Source organism: Streptomyces sp. NPDC001502 (genome assembly GCF_042894785.1).
GTDB lineage: Bacteria > Actinomycetota > Actinomycetes > Streptomycetales > Streptomycetaceae > Streptomyces > Streptomyces kutzneri.
Map to the genome: position 1 here is coordinate 40,179 of NZ_JBIAVW010000035.1, position 22,500 is coordinate 62,678.

The 22,500-nt window shown below is 72.8% G+C and carries 17 protein-coding genes; 9 read left to right on the top strand and 8 right to left on the bottom strand.

Translation table 11 applies throughout. The annotated features are described in order from the left end of the window. The first annotated feature begins 31 nt into the window (after positions 1-31). Positions 32-1,495, top strand: coding sequence for a flotillin family protein (locus tag ACFY0D_RS37625; RefSeq protein ID WP_390802383.1), 1,464 nt, complete (start codon positions 32-34; stop codon positions 1,493-1,495). Between the two features lie 379 nt (positions 1,496-1,874). Here the strand turns inward: ACFY0D_RS37625 and ACFY0D_RS37630 are convergent, their stop codons facing one another. Continuing rightward, positions 1,875-2,879: a WD40 repeat domain-containing protein gene (locus ACFY0D_RS37630; RefSeq protein WP_390802384.1), complete on the bottom strand. Its 1,005-nt coding sequence runs from the start codon at positions 2,877-2,879 to the stop codon at positions 1,875-1,877. A gap of 76 nt (positions 2,880-2,955) precedes the next feature. On the opposite strand from ACFY0D_RS37630, the gene ACFY0D_RS37635 reads away from it, so the two are divergent. Together ACFY0D_RS37635 and ACFY0D_RS37640 are read left to right on the top strand one after the other, a co-directional pair. After that, positions 2,956-3,648, top strand: coding sequence for a GDSL-type esterase/lipase family protein (locus ACFY0D_RS37635; RefSeq protein WP_390802385.1), 693 nt, complete (start codon positions 2,956-2,958; stop codon positions 3,646-3,648). A 59-nt stretch (positions 3,649-3,707) separates the two neighbouring features. Further along, positions 3,708-4,697 (top strand): aldo/keto reductase, encoded by a 990-nt coding sequence (locus ACFY0D_RS37640; RefSeq protein ID WP_390802386.1) that lies wholly within the window; start codon positions 3,708-3,710, stop codon positions 4,695-4,697. Between the two features lie 190 nt (positions 4,698-4,887). On the opposite strand, the gene thpR is transcribed toward ACFY0D_RS37640, so the two are convergent. The 3 genes from thpR to ACFY0D_RS37655 form a co-directional block, all read right to left on the bottom strand. Beyond that, positions 4,888-5,442: an RNA 2',3'-cyclic phosphodiesterase gene (gene thpR, locus ACFY0D_RS37645; protein WP_390802387.1), complete on the bottom strand. Its 555-nt coding sequence runs from the start codon at positions 5,440-5,442 to the stop codon at positions 4,888-4,890. 114 nt (positions 5,443-5,556) lie between these two features. Continuing rightward, a complete protein-coding gene (locus tag ACFY0D_RS37650; protein WP_390802388.1) occupies positions 5,557-6,915 on the bottom strand; it encodes an MFS transporter in 1,359 nt (452 codons plus the stop codon). Positions 6,916-6,941: 26 nt separating this feature from the next. Continuing rightward, entirely contained in the window at positions 6,942-7,379 is a 438-nt protein-coding gene (locus tag ACFY0D_RS37655; RefSeq protein ID WP_030010566.1) for a MarR family winged helix-turn-helix transcriptional regulator, read from the bottom strand. Between the two features lie 130 nt (positions 7,380-7,509). On the opposite strand from ACFY0D_RS37655, the gene ACFY0D_RS37660 reads away from it, so the two are divergent. Next, positions 7,510-7,692 (top strand): hypothetical protein, encoded by a 183-nt coding sequence (locus ACFY0D_RS37660; RefSeq protein WP_030010567.1) that lies wholly within the window; start codon positions 7,510-7,512, stop codon positions 7,690-7,692. A gap of 1 nt (position 7,693) precedes the next feature. Here the strand turns inward: ACFY0D_RS37660 and ACFY0D_RS37665 are convergent, their stop codons facing one another. Further along, complete coding sequence (locus ACFY0D_RS37665) at positions 7,694-9,157, bottom strand: NCS2 family permease (RefSeq protein ID WP_390802389.1); 1,464 nt, start codon at positions 9,155-9,157, stop codon at positions 7,694-7,696. Positions 9,158-9,285: 128 nt separating this feature from the next. On the opposite strand from ACFY0D_RS37665, the gene ACFY0D_RS37670 reads away from it, so the two are divergent. Both ACFY0D_RS37670 and ACFY0D_RS37675 read left to right on the top strand, forming a co-directional pair. Then, positions 9,286-9,645, top strand: coding sequence for a DUF2530 domain-containing protein (locus tag ACFY0D_RS37670; protein ID WP_390802390.1), 360 nt, complete (start codon positions 9,286-9,288; stop codon positions 9,643-9,645). A gap of 248 nt (positions 9,646-9,893) precedes the next feature. Further along, positions 9,894-12,359, top strand: coding sequence for an HAD-IC family P-type ATPase (locus ACFY0D_RS37675; protein WP_390802391.1), 2,466 nt, complete (start codon positions 9,894-9,896; stop codon positions 12,357-12,359). A gap of 39 nt (positions 12,360-12,398) precedes the next feature. Here the strand turns inward: ACFY0D_RS37675 and ACFY0D_RS37680 are convergent, their stop codons facing one another. The 3 genes from ACFY0D_RS37680 to serC form a co-directional block, all read right to left on the bottom strand. Further along, positions 12,399-13,643, bottom strand: coding sequence for an acyltransferase family protein (locus ACFY0D_RS37680; RefSeq protein ID WP_390802392.1), 1,245 nt, complete (start codon positions 13,641-13,643; stop codon positions 12,399-12,401). Between the two features lie 184 nt (positions 13,644-13,827). Beyond that, positions 13,828-16,959, bottom strand: coding sequence for a sacsin N-terminal ATP-binding-like domain-containing protein (locus ACFY0D_RS37685; protein ID WP_390802393.1), 3,132 nt, complete (start codon positions 16,957-16,959; stop codon positions 13,828-13,830). 151 nt (positions 16,960-17,110) lie between these two features. Next, positions 17,111-18,232, bottom strand: a complete 1,122-nt coding sequence (gene serC, locus ACFY0D_RS37690) for a phosphoserine transaminase (RefSeq protein WP_390802394.1) — start codon at positions 18,230-18,232, stop codon at positions 17,111-17,113. An 84-nt stretch (positions 18,233-18,316) separates the two neighbouring features. On the opposite strand from serC, the gene ACFY0D_RS37695 reads away from it, so the two are divergent. The 3 genes from ACFY0D_RS37695 (at position 18,317) to ACFY0D_RS37705 (ending at position 22,451) form a co-directional block, all read left to right on the top strand. Further along, the gene (locus ACFY0D_RS37695) at positions 18,317-21,058 is read left to right on the top strand and encodes an FAD-binding and (Fe-S)-binding domain-containing protein (protein WP_390802395.1); all 2,742 of its coding nucleotides are present in this window, start codon (positions 18,317-18,319) and stop codon (positions 21,056-21,058) included. A 68-nt stretch (positions 21,059-21,126) separates the two neighbouring features. Beyond that, a complete protein-coding gene (locus ACFY0D_RS37700; RefSeq protein ID WP_390802396.1) occupies positions 21,127-22,110 on the top strand; it encodes a DMT family transporter in 984 nt (327 codons plus the stop codon). Continuing rightward, the gene (locus ACFY0D_RS37705) at positions 22,110-22,451 is read left to right on the top strand and encodes a DUF1801 domain-containing protein (RefSeq protein ID WP_390802397.1); all 342 of its coding nucleotides are present in this window, start codon (positions 22,110-22,112) and stop codon (positions 22,449-22,451) included. The genes ACFY0D_RS37700 and ACFY0D_RS37705 overlap by 1 nt, the downstream gene beginning before the upstream one ends. The last annotated feature ends 49 nt before the right edge of the window (positions 22,452-22,500 follow it).

Below are 22,500 nucleotides of genomic sequence, written 5' to 3' on the forward strand. Positions count from 1 at the left end.
CGAACGGCACCGCGCTAAGGGGGCGTTGCCGATGGCTATCGGCGTCGTGGCGGGAATCGTTCTCGCCGCAATCGTGGCTCTGATCGGCCTGTTCAAGCTCATGTGGCGGGTGGCCGAACCGAACGAGGCACTCGTCATCTCCGGTTCCACGCACAAGACCGAGGGCCTCGGGCAGGGCATGGGGTTCCGGATCGTCACCGGGCGGGGGACGCTCGTACTCCCGGGCGTGCAGGCGGTACGGAAACTGTCCCTGGACCTCAACGAGACACAGCTGTCCGTGGACTGCGTCACCCACCAGGGCATCCCGCTGCGGGTGAAGGGCGTCGTCATCTTCAAGGTCGGCGACGACCTCGTGTCGATCGCCAACGCGGCCCGCCGGTTCCTGGACCAGCAGAAGATGATGCCCGAGCGCGTGCACATCGTCTTCGCGGGCCATCTGCGGTCCATCGTCGGCGGTTTGACGGTCGAGGACATGATCCGCGACCGGGAGAAGCTGACGGGCCAGACCCGGATGGCCTGCGGTACCGAGATGGAGAAGCTCGGCCTGATCGTCGACTCGCTGCAGATCCACGAGATCGAGGACCCGACCGGCTACATCAAGAACCTGGCGATGCCGCACGCGGCGGCCGTGCAGCGGGACGCGCGGATCGCGCAGGCCGAGGCGAACCGGCTGGCCACGGAGGCCGAGCAGGCCGCCTTCGCCCGGATGGCCGAGGCGACGCGGGACAGCGAGATCCTGCAGGCCGGCTACCAGGCCGAACGGGACAAGGCGGCGGCGACGGCCCGCCAGGCGGGCCCGCTGTCGGAGGCGGCCGCCCGCCAGGAGGTCGTCGTCCAGGAGACCCGGGTCGCGGAGCTGGAGGCGCACCGGCGCGAGCAGCAGCTGCAGGCGGACGTACGCAAGCCCGCGGACGCGGCGGCGTACGAGACCCGCACCCGGGCGGAGGCCGAGCGTGACGCCCGGATCTCGGCGGCGCAGGCGAAGGCGCAGGAGACGGAGCTCGCGGCGGCCGCCGAGGCGACGCGGGTGACGACGGCGGCGACCGCGGACGCGCAGGCCGTGGAGGCGCGGGGCATCGCGTCGGCGAAGGCCACGCGGGCGACCGGTGAGGCGGAGGCCGCGGCCACGCAGGCGCGGGGTCTCGCGGAGGCGGAGTCGGCGAAGGCCCGCGGTCTGGCCGAGGCGGAAGCGATCAAGGCGCGGGCCGCCGCGCTGGCGGAGAACCAGGAGGCGGTCGTCGCGCAGCAGCTGGCCGAGAACTGGCCGGCGATCGTGGAGGCGGGCGCGGGGGCCTTCGGGAACGTGGAGCACATGGTCCTGCTGAACGGGGCCGAGGGCATGTCGGAGATGTTCGCGAAGGCGCTGACGATGGGCGGCACGGGCCTCGGCGTGGCCCGCCAACTCCTGGCCTCGATGGGCCAGACCCCGCCGTCGGGCACCCCCTCCCCGGCCTCCCCGCCGGTGAACGGCCGCATCCCGATCCGCGAGGAGTAACCCAAGCCCTACGCTGCCGGGCCCTCCATCGAGGCCCTCCGGCCCACTGGGCCAATCCGGCTTCGCCGGGACCATGTGGCTCCCTCCGCCGGGCCGATTCAGCCCCTCCGGGCACATTCAGCCCCTCCGGCGTTTGAGGAGCGGGGGTCCGGGGGCAGCGCCCCTGGCAACGGCGCCGCACCCGGAACCAGGTGATTCGGCGCCCGCGCCGCTGCCAGGGCTCCGCCCCGGACCCCGCTCCTCAAACGCCGGAGGGGCTGGGTTTGGCCCGGCGAGGCTGGATGTTCCCCGAGGGGCTGGGGTTGGCCCGGCGGAGCCGGATGGGCCGGAGGGGCTGGGTTTGGCCCGGCGGGGCCGGATGGGTTCGGCGGGGCCGGGGTCAGCTGCTGCGGCGGCGGAGGAGGCGTTTGGCGCCGAAGACCAGGGCCAGGCCGCCCGCGAGGACGAGGGCTCCCTTGCCGAAGCTGCCCGTCGGCTCCGGCGTGGAGCCCGCCTCCGAAGGGGCACCCGGCTGCGGCGAGGCCGACGCGGCGGCGGCGACCGGCACGGCGATGACCCGGCTGCCCTCGCCCTCCGCGCCGAACATCAGCGTGGCGCCGTCCGGCGTGTACGTCACCGACTCCGCCTGGCCCTGCCACGGCGCGTCCACCCGCTCGCCCTCGCCCTCCGGCAGGCCGTCCTTCCACGGGTAGGTGCGGGCCGTGAAGTAGCCCCGCAGCGTCAGCCGGGTGCCGTCGGGGGAGAACGCCCCGTCCGTCACCCACGGCACGGCGGCGACCCGCCGGAACACGTTCGTGCCCCCTTTCGTCAGCTCCGCGGGACCCTCGTACAGACCGCCCTTGTTCTCGTCCTTGCTCGCGATGTACACGCGCCCCGTCACCGGATGGACCATCAGGGCCTCCGCGTTGCGCGCCCCGTCCGCGTACTTCACCGTGAACTGCGCGGCCTCGACCGTGACATCACCCAGTTGCCTCGGTTCCGGGAAGCGGTAGATCCACACGTGGTCCCAGGTGCCGTTGCGGTTGTCGCCGATGTCCCCGACGTAGAGCTGCCCGTCCGGGCCCAGCGAGATCGCCTCGACGTCGCGCGGCTTCCCGATCCCCGTCAGCGTCACGCGGGCCACCGTCCTGCCCGATGTCGAGTCCACCGCGTAGATGTACGGGCCGTCGTCGCTGTCGTTGTGCGTCCAGTACACGCCCGGGTGGATCCGGCTGGCGGCCAGGCCGCTCGACTCCTTGATCCGCGGGTCGGAGATGGTGAAGGAGGACGTGGTGGGGGACTCCGCCGCGAGGGCCGGGCCCGGCAGCACGGCGAGTGCGGCGGCGACGGCGGCGGTGACGGCAACGGCGGCGGACGCGGCGGCGGACGGCATGGGCAGGCGCATTCCCCCAGCCTGCCAGTACGTGCCGCGTGTCCGGCGTCACAGGGGTTTCTGTCGCGCGATCCGCGATGATGACCGGATGCGTTTCATGTTCGTCGGCGACTCCATGACCATCGGACGCGCCGGCGACTACACCTGGCGCTACCGGATGTGGCAGCACCTCAGCTCGACCTTCGGCGGTCCGTACCGGATCGTCGGTCCGCGCTGCGAGCTGTACGACACCGTCGCCGACACGCCCACCAGCCACGCGTACGCCGACCCGGGCTTCCCGGAGCGCGCCCGCCGCCACCTGGCCGGCTGGGGCGAGGGCTGGCAGCACATGGCCCCCCTCATAGGCCCCGCGGTCGCCGACACCGGCGCCGACGTCCTGCTGGTCTCCCTGGGGCTGATCGACCTCGGCTTCTACACCGACGCCGAGCAGACCGCCGCCAACGCCCGCCGGTTCGTCGCCGAGGCCCGCGCCGCCGGCCCCGCCGTCCGCATGGTCCTGCTGCCGGTCATCCCGAACAGCCGGGCCGAGGAGGACGCCCCCTTCGCGGCCGAGGTGGCCCGCTTCAACGAGCTCCTCGCGAAGGCGGTCGCCGACCTGTCGACCGGCGCCTCGCCGATCCTGCTGGCCGCGCGCCCGGACGCGTACGACATCCACCGCGACACCTACGACGGCACTCACCCGAACGCCTCGGGCGAGCACCGGCTGGCGGGCGAGTTCGCGGCCGTCCTGCACCAGGCGTGGGGGATCGGCGGCCCCTACCGGCCCGCGCAGGGGCTGTAACACGCCCTTCACGGCGGGGTCTTGCTTCGAGCGCACTCGAAGCAGTTGGCTTGGGTCCCATGAAGTACACGCAGCTCGGACGCACCGGACTCAAAGTCAGCCGACTCGTCCTCGGCACGATGAACTTCGGTCCGCAGACAGACGAACCGACCAGCCACGGCATCCTGGACGCCGCCCTCGACGCAGGCCTGAATTTCGTGGACACAGCCAATGTGTACGGGTGGGGCGAGAACAAGGGCCGCACCGAGGAGATCATCGGCACCTGGTTCGCCCAGGGCGGCGACCGCCGTGAGAAGACGGTCCTCGCCACCAAGGTGTACGGCTCCATGTACCGCGAGGCGGACACCTGGCCCAACTACGACCGCCTGTCGGCGCTGAACATCCGGCGGGCCGTCGACGCCAGCCTCAAGCGGCTCCAGACCGACTACATCGACGTCTACCAGTTCCACCACGTGGACCGGCTGACTCCCTTCGAGGAGATCTGGCAGGCCGTCGAGGTCCTGGTCCAGCAGGGCAAGATCCTCTACGCGGGTTCCTCCAACTTCCCCGGCTGGAAGATCGCCCAGGCCAACGAGACCGCGGCCCGTCACGGCCGGCTCGGCCTGGTCAGCGAGCAGTGCATCTACAACCTCGCCGAGCGGCGCGCCGAGATGGAGGTCATCCCGGCGGCCCAGGAGTACGGCCTCGGGGTCATCCCGTGGTCCCCGCTCCACGGCGGCCTGCTGGGCGGCGTCATCAAGAAGGAGGTCGAGGGCGGGCGCCGTGCCTCCGGCCGTTCGGCGGACGCGCTGGCGAACACCGCCGTACGGGCGCAGGTGCAGGCGTACGAGGACCTGCTGGACAAGCACGGCCTGGAGCCGGGCGAGGTCGGGCTGGCCTGGCTCCTGACGCGCCCCGGGGTCACCGGGCCGATCGTCGGGCCGCGTACGCAGGAACAGCTCGACTCGGCGCTGCGCGCGGCGGAGCTGGAGCTCTCGCAGGAGGTCCTGGCGGGCCTGGACGAGATCTTCCCCGGTCCCGGGGCGTCGCCGGAGGCCTTCGCCTGGTAGGTCCTGACCGGCACGGCACCCCCGAGGGGGTTACTGGCCGACGGCGGCCGCCACGGCCACGACGACGAACATCAGTACGAGCACACCGGCCATCACACGGTTTCTGGTCTTGGGATCCACCCGTCGAGCCTAACGCGGCCCGCCCGCTCTCCCGCACGCCCCCCGGTTCCGGCCGGGGGGCGTGGATGGTTCAGCCGCCGAGCGGCCAGGCTCCGACGGTCTCGTAGCGGGGCTGCTCGCCCGGTACCCCGCTGACGGGGAGGTTGCTGCGGACCAGGCTGAGCGTGTCGACCTGCCAGGGCGTGCCCTCGAAGTCCGCGAGGGCGTCCAGGTAGGGCCGCAGCGGGGTGGTGGCGCTGCGGCTGCGGGCCAGGGTGAGGTGCGGGGTGTACCGGTGGTGCTGCTCCATCGGTACGCCGGCCCGCCGGGCGGCGGCGTCGGCGCGTTCGGCGAGCATCCGCAGGGCGGCGAGCTCACCGGCGGCGCCGGCCCACAGGGCGCGATCCCCGAAGTGGCCGCAGCCGTGCAGCCGCAGTGCGAAGGGGGGCGTGCGGTGGGCGGCCCGCTCCAGGCGGGTGTGCAGCTCCGGGAGCACCTCGTCCCGTACCTCGCCCATGAAGGCGAGCGTGAAGTGCCAGCCCGCTCGCGCGGTCCACGTCAGGTGGTCGTCGTGCAGCGGGTCGACGGCCCGGGCCAGCTCGGCGACGGCCGCGTCCGGCGGTAGGACGGCTGCGAACAGTCTCATGCCGGCGAGCGTAGCCGTGCGCGGCGCCGTTGTCGGGGGCTCTGGCCCCGAACCCCCGCGCCTCAATCGCCGGCGAGGCCGAAACGCGGCCTCGCCGGCGATTGAGGCGCGGCGTCAGGCCACCGTCACCAGCTCGCGGTGGCGCGGGACGGCCGGGACGAACGTCACACCGCGTCGGCCCCACCGCAGCCGGAGGTTGCCGACACGGGCCAGGACCACCGCGATCGCGACCGAGGCGGCCAGGGAGATCACCGCGCCCGAGGCCATGCCGATCCGGGCGCCGTAGGTGTCCGTGATCCAGCCCAGCAGCGGGGCGCCCAGCGGGGTGCCGCCGGTGAACACCATCATGAACAGGGCCATGACCCGGCCCCGCATCTCGGGGTCGGTCGCCATCTGCACGCTGGAGTTGGCCGTGACGTTGACCGTCAGGCCGAAGATCCCGATGGGGACGAGCAGGGCGGCGAACAGCCAGAAGCCGGGTGCGAAGGCGGTCACCAGGAGCAGGACCGAGAACAGCACGGCCGCGGCCACCAGCACCCGCAGGCGGGACTGTCCGCGCCGGGCCGCGAGCAGGGCGCCCGCCAGGGAGCCGGCCGCGATCAGGGTGTTGAAGAGCCCGTAGGTGCCCGCGTCCCCGTGGAAGACGTCGCTGACGTAGGCCGAGAGCCAGATCGGGAAGTTGAACCCGAAGGTGCCGATGAAGCCCACGAGCACGATCGGCCAGATCAGCTCCGGGCGGCCGGCGACGTAGCGCAGGCCTTCGCGCAGCTGCCCCTTGGCGCGGGGCCTCGGCTCGACCGGGTGCAGTTCGTGGGTCCGCATCATCAGCAGGCCGGCGAGGGGTGCGGCGAAGGACAGTCCGTTCAGCAGGAAGGCCCAGCCGGAGCCGACGGCGGTGATCAGCACACCGGCGATCGCCGGGCCGACCAGCCGCGCGGACTGGAAGTTGGCCGAGTTCAGGCTGACGGCGTTGGCCACCTGGTCCTTGCCGACCATCTCGGAGACGAAGGTCTGCCGGGCCGGGTTGTCGACGACGGTGACCAGGCCGATCGCGAAGGCGGCGAGGTAGACGTGCCACACCTGGACGTGTCCGGCCAGGGTGAGGACGGCGAGGGCGATGCCGGTCAGGCCCATCGCGCTCTGGGTGGCGAGGAGCAGCGGCCGCTTGGGCAGCCGGTCGGCGAGTACGCCGCCGTAGAGGCCGAACATCAGCATCGGCAGGAACTGCAGGGCGATGGTGATGCCGACGGCGGAGGCGGAGCCGGTGAGCGAGAGGACCAGCCAGTCCTGGGCGATGCGCTGCATCCAGGTACCCGTGTTGGACACGACCTGGCCGGTGGCGAAGAGCCGGTAGTTGCGGATCTTCAGCGAGCTGAACATGGAGCCCTTGCTCGCGGGTGCCGCGAGGGTCGCGGCGGTAGAGGGGGTGGATGTGTGGCCGGGTGCGGAGTCTGCTCCGGTTCCCGTACTCAAAAGCGTTCGCCTCCTGGCGTCGTTCCTTACAGGTGCGCGAGCTTCTCCAGGACGGGTGCGGCCGCGCGGAGCTTGGCCCATTCGTCCTCGGTCAGCTCGGCAGCGAGCCCGGCCAGGAAGGCGTTGCGCTTGCGGCGGCTCTCTTCGAGCATCGCTTCGGCCTCCTCCGTCTGGCGGACCACCTTTTGGCGGCGGTCGTCGGGGTGCGGTTCCAGCGTGACCAGTCCCTTGGCTTCCAGCAACGCGACGATGCGCGTCATCGACGGCGGCTGGACGTGCTCCCGCCGCGCGAGCTCGCCGGGTGTGGCCTGGCCGCAGCGGGCGAGGGTGCCGAGGACCGACATCTCGGTCGGGCTCAGCGACTCGTCGACGCGCTGGTGCTTCAGGCGTCGCCCCAGCCGCATGACGGCGGAGCGGAGGTCGTTCACGGCGGCTGCGTCGTCGCCATGGGAAAGGTCATGCATGTGCTTAGGGTAACTCATTACTCTTCCTAAGGAAAACCGGTTTTCCGGCTTACTCCTGGGGTCACTCATACGGGTGAGTCGGCGGCTGAAAGTGACACGCGTACGCACCCTGTGCCCCGACTCTTTCGGCATGGGGACACATGTGCTGAGCATGCGCATAGACGGGGAGCTCCTCGACAGGCTCCGGATCCATGCCGCCAAACGCGGAATGAGCGTCCAGGACTACGTGGTCCGGACGCTCATTCGCGATGACTTCGACGAGCGCTTCAAGGCGGCCGTCGACGAGACAGAGAAGTTCTACGGGCTGACGTGAGCTACTCGGCGAGGCCGAGGGCGGGCATCGCGTAGTAGAAGACGAACACCGCCGACACCACGTACATGGCCACCGGGACCCCGCGGCCCCGGCCGGTCGCCAGGCGCAGTACGCAGAAGCTGATGAAGCCGATGCCGATGCCGTTGGTGATCGAGTAGGTGAAGGGCATCATCACCATGGCCAGGAAGGCCGGTACGGCGATGGTGAAGTCGCTCCAGTCGATGTCCCTGACGGAGCCCGCCAGGATCAGGAAGCCGACCGCCACGAGCGCCGGGGTGGCCGCCTGGGACGGGACCATGGTGGCGAGCGGGGCGAGGAACAGCGCCACGGCGAAGAGGCCGCCGGTCACGATGTTCGCCATGCCCGTGCGGGCGCCCTCGCCGACGCCGGCCGTGGACTCCACGAAGCAGGTGGTCGCGGAAGAGGAGGTGGCGCCGCCCGAGGCGACCGCCAGGCCGTCGACGAGCAGGACCCGGTTGATCCCGGGGAACTCGCCGGTCTTCTTGTCGATCAGCTTCGCCTCGTCGCCGACGCCGAGGATCGTGCCCATGGCGTCGAAGAAGCAGGACAGCAGCACGGTGAAGACGAAGAGGATGCCGGTGAGCATCCCGACCTTGCCGAAGCCGCCGAACAGGCTGACCTCGCCGACGAGCCCGAAATCGGGCGCGGCCACCGGGTTGCCGGGCCATTCGGGAACGGTCAGGCCCCAGCCGGAGTCGGGCAGCTGGACGATCAGCTGGACCACGACGGCGACGACGGTCATGGCCACGATGGAGATCAGGATCGCGCCCGGCGTCTTGCGGATCAGCAGGGCGAGGGTGAGCAGCACGCCGATCACGAAGATCAGGACGGGCCAGCCGTGCAGGTGGCCGTCGCTGCCGAGCTGGAGCGGGACCGTGGTGTGCGCGGCGTCCGGGATGCGGGAGACGAAGCCCGCGTCGACCAGGCCGATCAGCATGATGAACAGGCCGATGCCGATCGCGATGCCCTTGCGCAGGCCCAGCGGGACGGCGCTCATGACCCGCTCGCGCAGGCCGGTGGCGACCAGCAGCATCACCACGAAGCCGGCCAGGACCACCATGCCCATGGCGTCGGGCCAGCTCATGCGGGGGGCGAGCTGGAGCGCGACGACCGTGTTCACGCCGAGGCCGGCGGCGAGCGCGATCGGGACGTTGCCGATGACACCCATGAGGAGGGTGGTGAAGGCCGCCGTCAGGGCGGTGGCCGTCACGAGCTGGCCGTTGTCGAGCTGGTGCCCGTACATGTCCTTCGCGCTGCCCAGGATGATCGGGTTGAGCACGATGATGTAGGCCATGGCGAAGAAGGTCGCGAAGCCGCCGCGGACCTCGCGGGCGAGGGTCGAGCCGCGCTCGGAGATCTTGAAGTAGCGGTCCAGCGGGCCGGAGGGTCCTTGCGGGGAAGGCTCCGGAACGGTCGCTGCGGGGGCGGGGGCCGGAGTGCTCATACGGTCCTCATTGGGTGGTTCATACGAAGAAAATGGGCCGCGCCCAAACCGTTTCAGTATGAACACATGAACGAAAGGGCGTCCATCTCCGCGCGTAGATGTCGTTTCGCGCCGCCTAGACTTGCCGCATGGCGAAATGGACTGCGAAGCACGAGGCGCCCGAGCCCCTGGAGGGGCCGGTCGTCGCCACCGTCACAGGTGGCACGATCCTGTGGTTCGCCCTCTTCCTGGTCCAGCTGCCCTTCTACGGGTGGTTCGCCGACCGGGGCCAGCTGTGGTGGGTCTGGACCTGCGCAGCCGGCGGCTTCCTCGGCCTGATCGGCATCTGGTACGTCCGCGGCCGCGACGCAGCGCTTGCGCGTCACGCGGCGGAACAGGCGGAGGTCGCTGCGCGGGCCGAGCGGGACGGGCAGGACGGGCAGGCGGGGCAGGCGGGCTCTGGCCAGGGCCCGGCGGGCTCGGGGCAGGGCTCGGGGCCACAGGCCTAGCGGGGCGCGGCGGCGCCGTTTCGGGTGGGGCGGTGCCCCTCCGGGACGTCTCCTCGGCTCGCGAACAGTGGGCCGGATCGGCCCGTGGCCCGGCGGCGGGTTCGCTCGACCTGCGGGGACGTCCCGGAGTGTCCCCGCCCCACGGCGTGGCCCACGGCGCTACCAGGGGACGATTCGGGTCATCCTGAGGTCTGATCTTCGGACTTCTCGGCGGGTGAAGCGAAAGAACCCCGCTTAACGTCGAAGGCATGACGCAGCGGGCTGGAACCGAATCCGACGGGCCGGAGCCGGGTGGCAGGACGGCCGCCCCCGCCATCGACGCGGGAGCGGAGCTGGACCCCGTACATCCGGTGCGACCGCCCGCGCCCCGCTTCAAGCCGGGCGGGCTGAGCACCGCCGAGGTCGCCGAGCGCGTCGCGCGGGGCGAGGTCAACGACGTTCCCGTCCGCAGCAGCCGCTCCACCACCGACATCGTCCGCGCCAACGTCTTCACCCGGTTCAACGCGATCATCGGCGTGCTCTGGGCGATCATGCTCGTCGTCGCGCCGATCCAGGACAGCCTCTTCGGCTTCGTGATCGTCGCCAACACCGGCATCGGCATCATCCAGGAACTGCGCGCCAAGAAGACCCTCGACAGCCTCGCCGTCATCGGCGAGGTCAAACCCAGCGTGCGCCGCGACGGCCGGACCGCCGAGATCTCCACCTCCGAGATCGTCCTCGGCGACGTCATCGAACTCGGCCCCGGCGACAAGGTCGTCGTCGACGGATCCGTCGGCGAGGCCGACGGCCTGGAGATCGACGAATCCCTGCTCACCGGCGAGGCCGACCCCGTCCTGAAGAAGCCCGGCGACCCGGTCATGTCCGGCTCGTTCGTCGTCGCCGGCGGCGGCGCCTTCACCGCCACCAAGGTCGGCCGCGAGGCCTACGCCGCCCAGTTGGCCGAAGAGGCCTCCCGCTTCACGCTCGTCCACTCCGAGCTGCGCACCGGCATCTCCACCATCCTCAAGTACGTCACCTGGATGATGATCCCGACCTCGATCGGTTTGATCATCAGCCAGCTCCTCGTCAAGGACAACAACCTCAAGGACTCCATCGCCCGGACCGTCGGCGGCATCGTCCCGATGATCCCCGAGGGGCTCGTCCTGCTCACCTCCGTGGCCTTCGCGATCGGCGTCATCCGGCTCGGCCGCAAGCAGTGCCTGGTCCAGGAGCTGCCCGCCATCGAAGGCCTCGCCCGCGTCGACGTGGTCTGCCTCGACAAGACCGGCACCCTCACCGAGGGCGGCATGGACGTCACCGAGCTGCGCCCGCTCGGCGGCGCGGAGCCGGCGTACGTCAAGAAGGTGCTCGGCGCCCTCGGGGAGTCCGACCCGCGCCCCAACGCCAGCCTCCAGGCGATCATCGACGCCTACCCGGACAGCGCGGAGTGGCGCTGCACCGAGTCCCTGCCCTTCTCCTCCGCCCGGAAGTACAGCGGCGCCAGCTTCAGCGAGGGCGACGGCGAGAACAACACCTGGCTGCTCGGCGCCCCCGACGTGCTGCTCCCCGCCGGGGATCCGGCCCTCGACGAGATCAACGACCTCAACGAGCGGGGACTGCGCGTCCTCCTGCTGGCCCGCTCCGCCCGCGAGCTCGACGACGCGGCCGTCGCCACCGGGGTCCGGCCGACCGCCCTCGTCGTCCTGGAGCAGCGGCTGCGTCCCGACGCCGCCGACACGCTGCGCTACTTCGAGGACCAGAACGTCAGCGCGAAGGTCATCTCCGGCGACAACGCGGTCTCCGTCGGTGCGGTCGCCGGCAAGCTGGGTCTGCCGGGCGCGCAGAACACCGTGGACGCCCGGGGGCTCCCCACCGACCAGGCCGACATGGCGAAGGTCCTCGACGACAACTCGGTCTTCGGACGGGTGAGCCCGCAGCAGAAGCGGGACATGGTGGGGGCCCTCCAGTCCAAGGGCCACACGGTCGCCATGACGGGCGACGGGGTCAACGACGTGCTCGCCCTCAAGGACGCCGACATCGGCGTCAGCATGGGCTCGGGCTCGGAGGCGACGAAGGCGGTGGCCCAGATCGTCCTCCTCAACAACAGCTTCTCGACCCTGCCCTCGGTGGTCGCCGAGGGCCGCCGGGTCATCGGCAACATCACCCGCGTGGCCACCCTCTTCCTCACGAAGACGGTCTACTCGGTGCTGCTGGCCATCCTGGTGGTCTGCTCGCAGGTCGAGTACCCCTTCCTGCCCCGCCACCTGACGCTGCTGTCCACGCTCACCATCGGCATCCCGGCCTTCTTCCTGGCGCTGGCTCCGAACAAGGAACGCGCGAGACCGCACTTCGTGAAGCGGGTCATGCGGTACGCGATCCCCGGCGGCGTCATCGCGGCCGTGGCCACCTTCGTCTCGTACCTGATCGCCCGCCACTACTACACGGGCCAGGGCGCCCTCGAAGCCGAGTCCAGCGCGGCCACTCTGACGCTGTTCCTGACGTCCATGTGGGTCCTGGTGATCATCGCCCGCCCGTACACGTGGTGGCGGGTGGCCCTGGTCGGCGCGATGGGCGGGGCGTTCCTGATCGTCCTCGTCGTGCCGTGGCTGCAGGACTTCTTCCAGCTCAAGCTGGTCGGCGTCACGGTGCCGTGGATCGCGGTGGCCGTCGCCGTGGGCGCGGCCGTCCTGATCGAGTTCACCTTCAGGTGGGTCGACCGCAAGTTCCCGGCCTGACCGGAGCCGGCCCGGTCCGGGTCGGGGTCGGGGTCGGGGTCAGGAGACCGATACGGGCTGCTGGTCCTCGGCGGTGGCGCCCTGCCGGGGGGCCGGGACGTCGTGCGGGGGCCGGCGCCGGGCGCCGCCGATGTCCTTCAGGCGCATCGCCGGGCGTTCGACCAGGTGCCAGGAGAGCACCGCCGCGATCAGCGCACCCGCCAGGGAGAGCCCCAGGTAGGCGGCGAAACCCCAGCGCGCGCCACCGAGGACGGCCAGCGACTGCTGCACGAGGAAGCCGTAGATGTAGATGCCGTACGAGTAGTCGTGCTTGGCGCCGATGCGCTGGAACGGCTTGGGCAGCCGGATGGCCAGCCACAGCAGCAGGTAGCAGAAGGCCGGCACGCCCAGGGCGAAGAAGTACCCGTAGTGCAGGGTCAGCACGAACACCACGGCGCTGAGGGCCGCCAGCGGGTCGCTGACCGGGACGCGCTCCTTGTAGAGCTCCAGCACCGCACCGAGGGCGAAGGCGAAACCGAGGTAGATCATGTAGTTGACGCTGTGGGGGCCCATCAGCGGGATGACCAGGTCACCGCCGTGCGCCGCCGCCCCGGCCCCGGCGTTCAGCCGGTTGCCGACGGCGTCACCGACGACCAGGCCGCCCAGGATCACCGCCACCGCCAGGACGGTCCGCCGGGACCGCACCAGGGAGCCGCCCAGCGCGAGCAGGCCGACCCCGAGGTAGCAGAGGATCTCGTAGGCCAGCGACCACAGGGCGCCGTTCATCGCCGCGTTGTGCGTGAGCCCCTTGGTGGCGCCGGTCTCCATCACACCGGAGATCCCCCACTGCCCGACGCCGACGGCCCAGTTCGCCTCGACATAGGCGAAGGGGCCCTGCGGATGGTCCCAGAACCCTGCCGTGCCGCCGTGCTGGCGCCAGTACAGGTAAGGGGCCACGGCGAAGGCCGTGACGGCCATGCAGACCCAGAAGCCGGGCAGCAGACGCAGCGCCCGGTGCCACAGGAAGCGGCCGACGGGCAGCCGGTTCCCGCTGCGCGTCACGAGGATGCCGGAGAGGAAGAAGAAGCCGAAGACGGCCATCTTCCCGAGGTCTATCTGCCCCTGCGAGAAGCCGTGACCGATCTCATGGCTGCCGAAGCCCAGGATGCCCGCGTGCGAGACCACGACGGCGGAGGCGAGGAACAGCCGCAGGAGGCCCAGGCTGTTGTTCCGGCCGGAAAACAGCTCGGACACCGGGCCGTGGGACCACCGGAAGCCGGCCGAACGGGCTCTCCTGTCGGGCATGACGCTCCCCCTGAACGATTCCCTGAGGGCGCGTTCTCTTCTTGGTCGTGGATCCGCCGGTCGGACGAAAGCACTGATCAGTCTGAGTCGGCACGTGCCGCCTGTCAAAGGGAGCGCACGGTTTCCGGGCGCCCGCGCGCCCGGCTCCCGGCCCGCTCCCGGCCCCCTTCCGGCCCCCTTCCGGTCAGTCGAACCAGCGGTCCCGGGCCAGTTCCGCCGTACGCGACGGGTCCTCCAGCAGCGCCGCCACCTCGAAGCGGCGCGGCCACTGGCCCGCCGACCAGGCGAGGCCGGCGGCGACGCCCTCCAGCGTGGACGCGTGGAGCGTGCCGTCGGGGGTGCGGCGCCAGTCGAGCTCCGTGCCGCCCGCGACGAGCTCCTCGTGCTCGATGTACGTCGCCGGAGTGGCCGGACCCAGCAGCACGAGCACCGACTCCGGCACCTCGTGCTCCTCGCCGGGCGTCGTCACCTCCGCCGGAACCGTCTCCGAGAGGCGGCGGACCTGGAGCAGCTCCGCGAGATCCGCGGCACGCGACGGCGGGACCGGCAGCAGCGGCAGCCCCGCCGTCAGCGGGAGCAGGTCCGGGGCGTCCGCGATCACCGCGTCGGCCGCGTCCACCACGAGCACCTCGCCGTCCACCACCGCGCGCAGCTCGTCCGGGAGGGTGACCTGCTCGGGGTCCAGATCGGCCAGCGCGCCGTACAGGCCGTGCAGCTGGTGGCCGGTGACCTCGCGGTCCGGGTCGGCGAGCCGGGCCAGCAGTTCGGCGGCGCCGCCGGGCTCGTCCAGCAGGGCCGGCACGGACGTGCGTACGCCCAGCGCCCGCAGGACCTGCTCGTCCTCGAAGCCCGTGGCGTCCGCCGAGGTGTAGAGGCCCCCCAGCAGCGGGTCGCCGCCCGCCGCGCGCAGGCCCGCCGGGCGGCGGCCGTCGAGCACCGGGTGGTCGCGCAGCCACCAGGCGGTGTACGGGCGCACCGACTGCGTGGTGCCGTCCGGCAGCAGGATCCGCACGGGCTGGGTCAGCGCGTCACGCAGCGGCGGCTGCGCGAGCATGGCGAGGGCCTGCGGCCAGCAGTCGTCGTCGACGAGGTCGAGGTCCCGGACGGCGATCAGCTCGGTCGCCACCGGCGGGACCGGGGTGTCCGGCAGCTGGTCCAGTACGTCCTCGCACCACACGTCCACCGCGTCCAGCAGGCCCGCGTCGTCGGGTTCGGCGAAGTCGCCCTCGCGCGGTTCCAGTTCGTCCGGGTCGAGGACCACGTCGGTGGCGCGGACCAGCTGGAAGGTGGCCAGGACCCCGCACGCGGTGAGCGGGCCCGCGCCCCACCGCTCGGCGAGGTCCGCGTCCACGTACGGGACCTCGTCCTCGCGGATCACCGAGGCCAGCGGGCTGCCCGGCAGCAGGAGCTCGCCTGCCGGGACCAGTTCCCCGTCCTCGTCCGGCAGGGCCAGCGCGCCGAGCCAGGGCTCGTCGCCCGGTGCCAGATCGGCATCCCGGACCAGCCCGAGGACCACCTCGGCCAGCTCGTCGGCGTCCAGGGTGTCGGCGTCCTCGTCCCAGATCTCCCCCGCGTCGAGGGAGGCGGCGACGGCCGCCCGCACCTGCGGGGTCGTCAGGACCGCCCGCGCCGTGGCCGGGAGCGCGCCGAGCTTCTCCAGCAGCGGGTGCGCCGCGTCCGGGTGGGCCACCTTCAGGCCCAGCCGGGCCAGGCTCGCCGGCGTGTCCGCGCCGGGCAGCAGGATGTGCCGGGGCCCGATCGAGGTGCGGCCGTCGGCGAGCGGCACGGGCAGCCCCGACAGCCGGTCGGGGTCCACCCCGGCGAGGCTGTCGTAGAGCCGGTGCCACCACTCGGGGGTCCGCTCGATGCCCGCGATCCGCTCGATGGCATCGCCCAGCGGGAGCCGGCCCACCCCCAGGGTGCGCAGCTCAGACCGGCGCTCCAGGCCGGCCGGCAGCAGGGTCGGCAGGACCTCGGCGAGGACGCGTACGGTGTCGGCGCCCGCGCCCTCCACCACCTCGGCCTCGAAGGGGCGCAGGGCGGCGCGCTCCTCCGCGTGCTCGGGCGGCGCGGCCGGTGCGAGGAAAGCGGTACGGGGCAGGCGCCGGAGCACGGCCGCGCGCAGGGCCCCGTCCAGCTCGCCCTTGCCGAGCGGGCCGGGCACCAGGTCCACGAGGGCGGTGGTCACCGGGTCCCAGGCGCCGAGGAGTTCGGCGTACGCGTCGGCCGCGCGCTCCACGAGGAAGTCGGTCAGCGGCCCCGGCGCGGGATGCCGGCGGGTGGTGTCCAGCGGCAGGGTCGCGATGAGCAGCGCCGGGATGCCCAGCGGCTCGTCGGTGGGGGTCGGCGCGTGCACCACGGGGGCCGTGACCGGACGCACCGGGGCGCCGTCGGAGTCGACGGGCACGGCCCAGGACACCGCCCAGGCGGGCCGCAGCCGCTCCTCGACGGGCCGGTCGGCGAGCAGCGCGCGCTCGATGGGGCCGCCGTGGCGGACGGTGCGCCAGCGGTGGGTGACCGTACCGGAGGCGGTGGTGTCCTCGATGACCGTGTACGGGCCCTCGTCGCGCCGGTACAGAGTGCGCGCACCCTCGGCCGGGGTCTCCACGACGACCTCGCGCAGCCCGGGCAGGGTGAGCAGCAGGGCGTCGTCGACGCCCGCCAGCAGCCGTTCCACGAGACCCTCGGCGGCGGCGTCGCGCAGCGGGAGGACCACGACGGTGTCGTAGCCCTCGGGGGCCGTGCCCTCGGCGGGCAGCGGGAGGCGCAGCAGCGGAACGTGCCCGTCGCGGCGGCGCAGTTCGTCGCCGAGGCCGGGGCTGCCGACGGCGGCGCCCCGGGCCAGTTCCCGGGCCTCGGCCAGGGACCAGCGCACCCCGCCGTGCCGGCCGAGCACGGCGGGTTCGTCGGAGACGGCCAGCACGGCCGCGAAGCCGACGCCGAACCGGCCGACGCTGTCGCCGGAGGGCTCCCGCTTGGCGGAGGCGCGCAGGGTGCTCAGGGACTCCACGCCCGTCGCGTCCAGCGGGGCACCGGTGTTGGCGACGGCCAGCAGCGCGTGCCCGCCCTCGCCCGCGTGCAGGGTGAGCCGCAGCCGGCCGGGCACCTGGGCCCGGGCCGCGGCGTCGGCGGCGTTCTGCGCCAGCTCGATGACGAGCCGGTCGCGGTAGCCGCCGAGCGCGAGGTCCTCCTCGGCGTTGGCGTCCTCGCGGAACCGGGCCGGGCCCGCACCCCACGCGTCGAGCACCCCGCGCCGCAGCCGGGCCGTGCCGAAGGGGTCCACACCGCTCTGGGCCGCCGTCACTCGCACGCTCACGCCGCTGCCTCCAAGAATCGCCGCCGGAGCCCTGAAGGTACCGCGTGCGGGGAAACCCCCACGCCGGTGGCCTCGGGGTGTCCGGGGAACGCCGAAGCCCCCGGCGACAGCAGGTCACCGGGGGCTTCACGTCGTACCGGACGGGTGAGGGTCAGAGCTTCTCGATCACGTGGTCGATGCAGGCCGTCAGCGCCTGCACGTCCGCCGGGTCGATCGCCGGGAACATCGCGATACGCAGCTGGTTGCGGCCGAGCTTGCGGTACGGCTCGGTGTCCACGATCCCGTTGGCGCGCAGCACCTTGGCGACGGCCGCCGCGTCGATGTCGTCCGAGAAGTCGATCGTGCCGATGACGGACGAGCGCTTGTCGGCGTCCACGACGAACGGGGTCGCGTACTTGGACGCCTCCGCCCAGCCGTACAGGTTGCGCGCACTGGCCGCCGTACGGCCGGTGGTGAACTCCAGGCCGCCCTGGCTGTTCATCCACCGCAGCTGCTGGTCCAGCAGGAACAGGGTGGACAGCGCCGGGGTGTTGTACGTCTGGTTCTTCAGCGAGTTGTCGATCGCCGTCGGCAGCGAGAAGAACTCCGGGATGTGCCGGCTGCCGGAGGCGTGCACGCGGGCGGCGCGCTCCAGGGCGGCCGGGGAGAACGCGGCCAGCCACAGGCCGCCGTCCGAGGCGAAGGACTTCTGCGGCGCGAAGTAGTAGACGTCCGTCTCGGTGATGTCCACCGGCAGACCGCCGGCGCCCGAGGTCGCGTCCACCAGAACGAGGGACCCGGCGTCGGCGCCCGCGACGCGCTTGATCGGCGCCGCCACACCCGTCGACGTCTCGTTGTGGGTGTACGCGTACACGTCCACGCCCGCCTCGGCCACCGGATCCGGGTGCGTGCCCGGGTCGGAGGAGATCACGGACGGCGCGTCCAGCCACGGCGCGAGCTTGGCGGCCGTGGCGAACTTCGAGGAGAACTCGCCGAAGGTGAGGTGCTGGGACTTCCGCTCGATCAGACCGGCGGTCGCGATGTCCCAGAAGGCGGTGGAGCCGCCGTTGCCCAGGATCACCTCATACCCCTCGGGGAGGGAGAAGAGGTCCCGGAGGCCCTGGCGCACCGAGCCGACCAGGTTCTTGACCGGGGCCTGGCGGTGTGAGGTTCCGAGCAGGGAGGTACCGGTGGCGGCGAGGGCGTCCAGCGCCTCGGTCCGCACCTTGGAGGGGCCCGCGCCGAAGCGTCCGTCGGCGGGCTTGATGTCAGCGGGAATCTGGATCTCAGCCACGAGCGGAGCGTATCGGGTCCCGGTCCGCGCCTCGGAAGCGCGTCCACCCGATGAGACGGGTCCGGCCGGTGGGAGGGTGGGGCCGTGACGTCACCCGGTGAACTCGAACGGACATTGCGGGAGAACCTGCGCGGGGAGATCGACTTCGGCGCCGCCGCACGGGCCCTGACCACCATGGACGCCTCGAACTACCGGCGTGTCCCGGTGGGTGTGGTCGCCCCGCGCGACGCCGGCGACGTGGCGGCCGCCCTCGCCGTGTGCGCCGCGGCCGGGGTCCCGGTCGTGCCGCGCGGCGGCGGGACGTCCATCGCCGGCCAGGCCACCGGAGTGGGCGTGGTCCTCGACCTCACCCGGCACATGAACGGCCTCGTGTCGGTGGACCCGGCGGCCAGGACGGCCGTGGTCCAGCCCGGGCTGGTCCTCGACCGGCTGCGGGACGCGGTGCGCCCGTACGGGCTGACCTTCGGGCCCGACCCGTCCACGCACTCCCGCTGCACCCTCGGCGGCATGATCGGCAACAACGCGTGCGGACCCCACTCGGTGGCCTGGGGCACCACCGCGGACAACGTGACCGAGCTGGCCGTGACCGCGTACGGGGGAACCGCGCACCGGATCGCGACGGGCTGGGACGGCGCCCCGGCGGGCCTGCGGGAGCTGGTCACCGCACATCTGGGGCTGCTGCGCACGGGAATGACACGCGGCGGGATGCCGCCCGGCTTCTCGCGGCGGATCTCCGGCTACGGGGGCCTCGACGCGCTGGTGCCCGAGCGCGGGGTGCAGCTGGCGCGGGCGTTCTGCGGGAGCGAAGGCACGCTCGGGGTGGTGACGGAGGCGGTGGTGCGCCTGGTGGAGGCGCCGAGCGCGCCGGTGCTCGCGGTGCTCGGGTACGCGGACGAGAGCGCGGCGGCGGACGCCGCGGCCGGGCTGCTGCCGTACGGGCCGCTGACGGTGGAGGGGATGGCCCAGGACCTGGTGGGCGGCACGGCCGCGGAGCTGCCCCGGGGCGGAGCGTGGCTGTTCGTGGAGATGCCGGACGAGGGCGGGGCGCGGGCCCTGCTGCGGGCCGCCGACGCGGTGGACGCGACGGTCGTCACCGATCCGGCGGGGCAGCGGGCACTGTGGCGGATCCGCGAGGACGCGGCGGGCACGGCGACCCGGATGCCCGACGGGAGCATGGCCTGGCCCGGGTGGGAGGACTGCGCGGTGCCCCCGGCCCGGCTGGGGGCGTACCTGAGGGAGTTCCGGGCGCTGCTGGCGGCGCACGGGCTGCGCGGATCCCCGTACGGGCACTTCGGCGAGGGCTGCGTGCACGTACGGATCGACTTCGACCTGGTGTCGGCGGCGGGCATCGCCCGCTTCCGGGAGTTCTCCGGGGAACTGGCCGATCTCGTCGTCGCGCACGGCGGCTCCCTGTCGGGCGAGCACGGGGACGGGCAGGCGCGGGCGGAGCTGCTGCCGAAGATGTACGGGACGGAGGTGGTCCGGCTCTTCGGCGCGTACAAGGACGTGTGGGACCCGGCGGGCGGCATGAACCCGGGGATGCTGGTCAGGCCGGCGCGACTCGACGAGAACCTGCGCTTCGCGGTGCTGCCGGCCACCTCGTTCGCGGGTGAGGTCGCGCGGTGCGTGGGCGTCGCGAAGTGCCGGACCACGGATACCGGTGGCGGCGCCTCGGTGATGTGCCCGTCGTACCGGGTCACCGGGGAGGAGCGGCACTCCACGCGCGGCCGGGCCCGGCTGCTGCACGAGATGCTCGCCGGGGAGATCGTCACCGACGGCTGGCGCTCGGCGGAGGTCGCCGAGGCGCTGGACCTGTGCCTGGGGTGCAAGGGCTGCCGCAGCGACTGCCCGGTGGGCGTGGACATGGCCGCGTACAAGGCGGAATTCCTGCACCGCCACTGGGCCGGCCGGATCCGCCCGCTGTCCCACTACACCCTGGGCGGCCTGCCGGGCTGGCTCCGGCTGATCGCCGTCCTGCGGGCGGCGGGGGCGGTCAACGCCCTGGCCCGGCGCGTCCCCGTACCGGGGCTGGACCGGGACCGGGGCGGCCGCCTGCCCGAGCTGGCGCGGGAGCCGTTCACGCGCGGTGCGGGCCGCCCCCGGACGGGCGATCGGGCGCCCGTGCCCGGCCCCACGGTCACCCTCTGGCCCGACACGTTCACGGAGTACCTCGCCCCCGAGACCGGTCACGCCGCTCTCCGCGTGCTCCGGGCGGCCGGGCTGGACGTGTCCGTCCCCCGCGGCGGCCGGATCTGCTGCGGCCTGACGTACGTGTCCACGGGTCGCCTCGACCGCGCCCGCACGGTCCTGCGCCGGACGCTGGACGCACTGGGAGACGTACCGGGGCCCGTGGTGGTGCTGGAGCCGAGCTGCGCCGCGGCCCTGCGCACCGACCTGCCCGCGCTGCTCCCCGACGACCCCCGCGCGGCCCGCCTCGCGGAGGCGGTGCGGACCTTCGCCGAGACCCTGGAGGAGTACGCGCCGGCCTGGCGGCCGCCGCGCCTGGACCGGGAGGTGGTCGGCCAGACCCACTGCCACCAGCACGCGGTGCTCGGGGACGGCCCCGACCGGCGGCTGCGCGAGCGGGCCGGGCTGGTGGGCGAGCTCAGCGGGGGCTGCTGCGGGCTGGCGGGCAACTTCGGCTTCGAGCCCGGGCACCACGGGGTGTCGGTGGCCTGTGCGGAGGAACAGCTGCTCCCGTCCCTGCGCGTGGCCCCGCGGGACGCGGTGATCCAGGCGGACGGATTCTCGTGCCGTACGCAGATCGCACAGCTGGGCGGGGTGCGGGCCCGGCACCTGGCGGAACTCCTGGCGGAGGGCCTGTAGGGCGGAGTTATCGAGGTTGTAAGGCAGGACATGCGGCGACACTCCTTACGGGCCCTTAGTCTGGAGAGATGCCCGCACCTTCCTCTTCGCCCTCCCCGGCAGCCTCGCAGGCCGTCGCCGCACCGGCCCCGTCGACCGCCAAGGGCTCCCACTCCGGTTCCGGTTCTGCTTCCGGCTCCGGTTCTGGTTCCGGCTCCGGGCTCGGTCCTGTGGCGCTGGTCATCTCGGCGGGGATCTCGGTGCAGTTCGGCGCCGCCCTCGCGGTCATGATCATGCCGAGGGCGGGCGCTGCGGGCGTGGTCACCCTGCGCCTCGCGGCCGCCGCGCTCGTGCTGCTGATCCTGTGCCGCCCGAAGGTGCGCGGCTACTCCCGTTCCGACTGGGGCACGGTGCTCGCCTTCGGCGTCGCCATGGCCGGGATGAACGGCCTCTTCTACCAGTCCATCGACCGGATCCCGCTCGGCCCCGCCGTCACCCTGGAGGTCCTCGGACCGCTCGCCCTCTCCGTCATCGTCTCCCGGCGCCTGGTCAACGTGCTGTGGGCCGGCCTCGCGCTGGGCGGCGTGGTCCTGCTGTCCGGGCACGGCGGGGGCGGCCTCGGCTTCGGCTCCCTCGACCCGCTGGGCGCGGCGTACGCGCTCGGGGCGGGCGCGATGTGGGCGGCGTACATCGTGTTCAGCGCGCGTACGGGCCGCCGCTTCCCGCAGGCGGACGGGCTCGCGCTGGCGATGGCGGTGGCCGCGGTCATCTCGCTGCCGCTCGGCATCGCCGAAGCCGGCTCGGACCTGCTGGTCCCGAGCACGCTCGCGCTGGGTGTGGGCGTGGCCGTCCTGTCCTCCGTCCTGCCGTACACGCTGGAACTGCTCGCGCTGCGGCGGATGCCGGCCCCGACCTTCGCGATCCTGATGAGCCTGGAGCCGGCCATCGCCGCCACCGCGGGCTTCCTCGTCCTGAACCAGGCCATGTCCGCACTGGACGCCCTGGCCATCGCCCTCGTGATCGCGGCCAGCATGGGCGCGGTCCGCTCGCAGATCCGGAAGAAGGCCGCCTGATGGACGTCGTCACCTACCTGGCCGCGGTCCCGGAGGCCCGGCGGGAGGCCCTGGTGCGGCTGCGGGAGCTGTGCCTGGAGGAGCTGACCGGGTTCGAGGAGGGGATCGCGTACGGGATGCCGGTGTACGTGCGGGCGGGCGAGACCGCCGGCGAGATCGCCTGGGCGAACCAGAAGCAGTACATCTCCTTCTACCTGATGCGCACGGACGTCCGGGACGCCTTCGCGGACCGCCTGGCCACCCACGACATGGGCAAGGTCTGCCTCCGCTTCCGCAACCCCGCCAAGGTCGACTTCGACCTCCTCCGGGACCTCCTCCGGGCGACGGCGAAGGCCGGCTGAGGGGGCACGGGAGCTGCGGACGCGGGGCCTTCACCCCCGCGGCGGTGGC

Excerpts from the sequence above, each read along its gene's own strand:
- ACFY0D_RS37705 (WP_390802397.1), top strand. The coding sequence starts at position 22,110 with ATGGACGTCGTCACCTACCTGGCCGCGGTCCCGGAGGCCCGGCGGGAG.
- ACFY0D_RS37660 (WP_030010567.1), top strand. The coding sequence starts at position 7,510 with ATGGGGACACATGTGCTGAGCATGCGCATAGACGGGGAGCTCCTCGAC.
- ACFY0D_RS37675 (WP_390802391.1), top strand. The coding sequence starts at position 9,894 with ATGACGCAGCGGGCTGGAACCGAATCCGACGGGCCGGAGCCGGGTGGC.
- ACFY0D_RS37640 (WP_390802386.1), top strand. The coding sequence starts at position 3,708 with ATGAAGTACACGCAGCTCGGACGCACCGGACTCAAAGTCAGCCGACTC.
- ACFY0D_RS37625 (WP_390802383.1), top strand. The coding sequence starts at position 32 with ATGGCTATCGGCGTCGTGGCGGGAATCGTTCTCGCCGCAATCGTGGCT.
- ACFY0D_RS37665 (WP_390802389.1), bottom strand. The coding sequence starts at position 9,157 with ATGAGCACTCCGGCCCCCGCCCCCGCAGCGACCGTTCCGGAGCCTTCC.
- ACFY0D_RS37700 (WP_390802396.1), top strand. The coding sequence starts at position 21,127 with ATGCCCGCACCTTCCTCTTCGCCCTCCCCGGCAGCCTCGCAGGCCGTC.
- ACFY0D_RS37670 (WP_390802390.1), top strand. The coding sequence starts at position 9,286 with ATGGCGAAATGGACTGCGAAGCACGAGGCGCCCGAGCCCCTGGAGGGG.
- ACFY0D_RS37655 (WP_030010566.1), bottom strand. The coding sequence starts at position 7,379 with ATGCATGACCTTTCCCATGGCGACGACGCAGCCGCCGTGAACGACCTC.
- ACFY0D_RS37630 (WP_390802384.1), bottom strand. The coding sequence starts at position 2,879 with ATGCGCCTGCCCATGCCGTCCGCCGCCGCGTCCGCCGCCGTTGCCGTC.
- ACFY0D_RS37680 (WP_390802392.1), bottom strand. The coding sequence starts at position 13,643 with ATGCCCGACAGGAGAGCCCGTTCGGCCGGCTTCCGGTGGTCCCACGGC.
- ACFY0D_RS37635 (WP_390802385.1), top strand. The coding sequence starts at position 2,956 with ATGCGTTTCATGTTCGTCGGCGACTCCATGACCATCGGACGCGCCGGC.
- thpR (WP_390802387.1), bottom strand. The coding sequence starts at position 5,442 with ATGAGACTGTTCGCAGCCGTCCTACCGCCGGACGCGGCCGTCGCCGAG.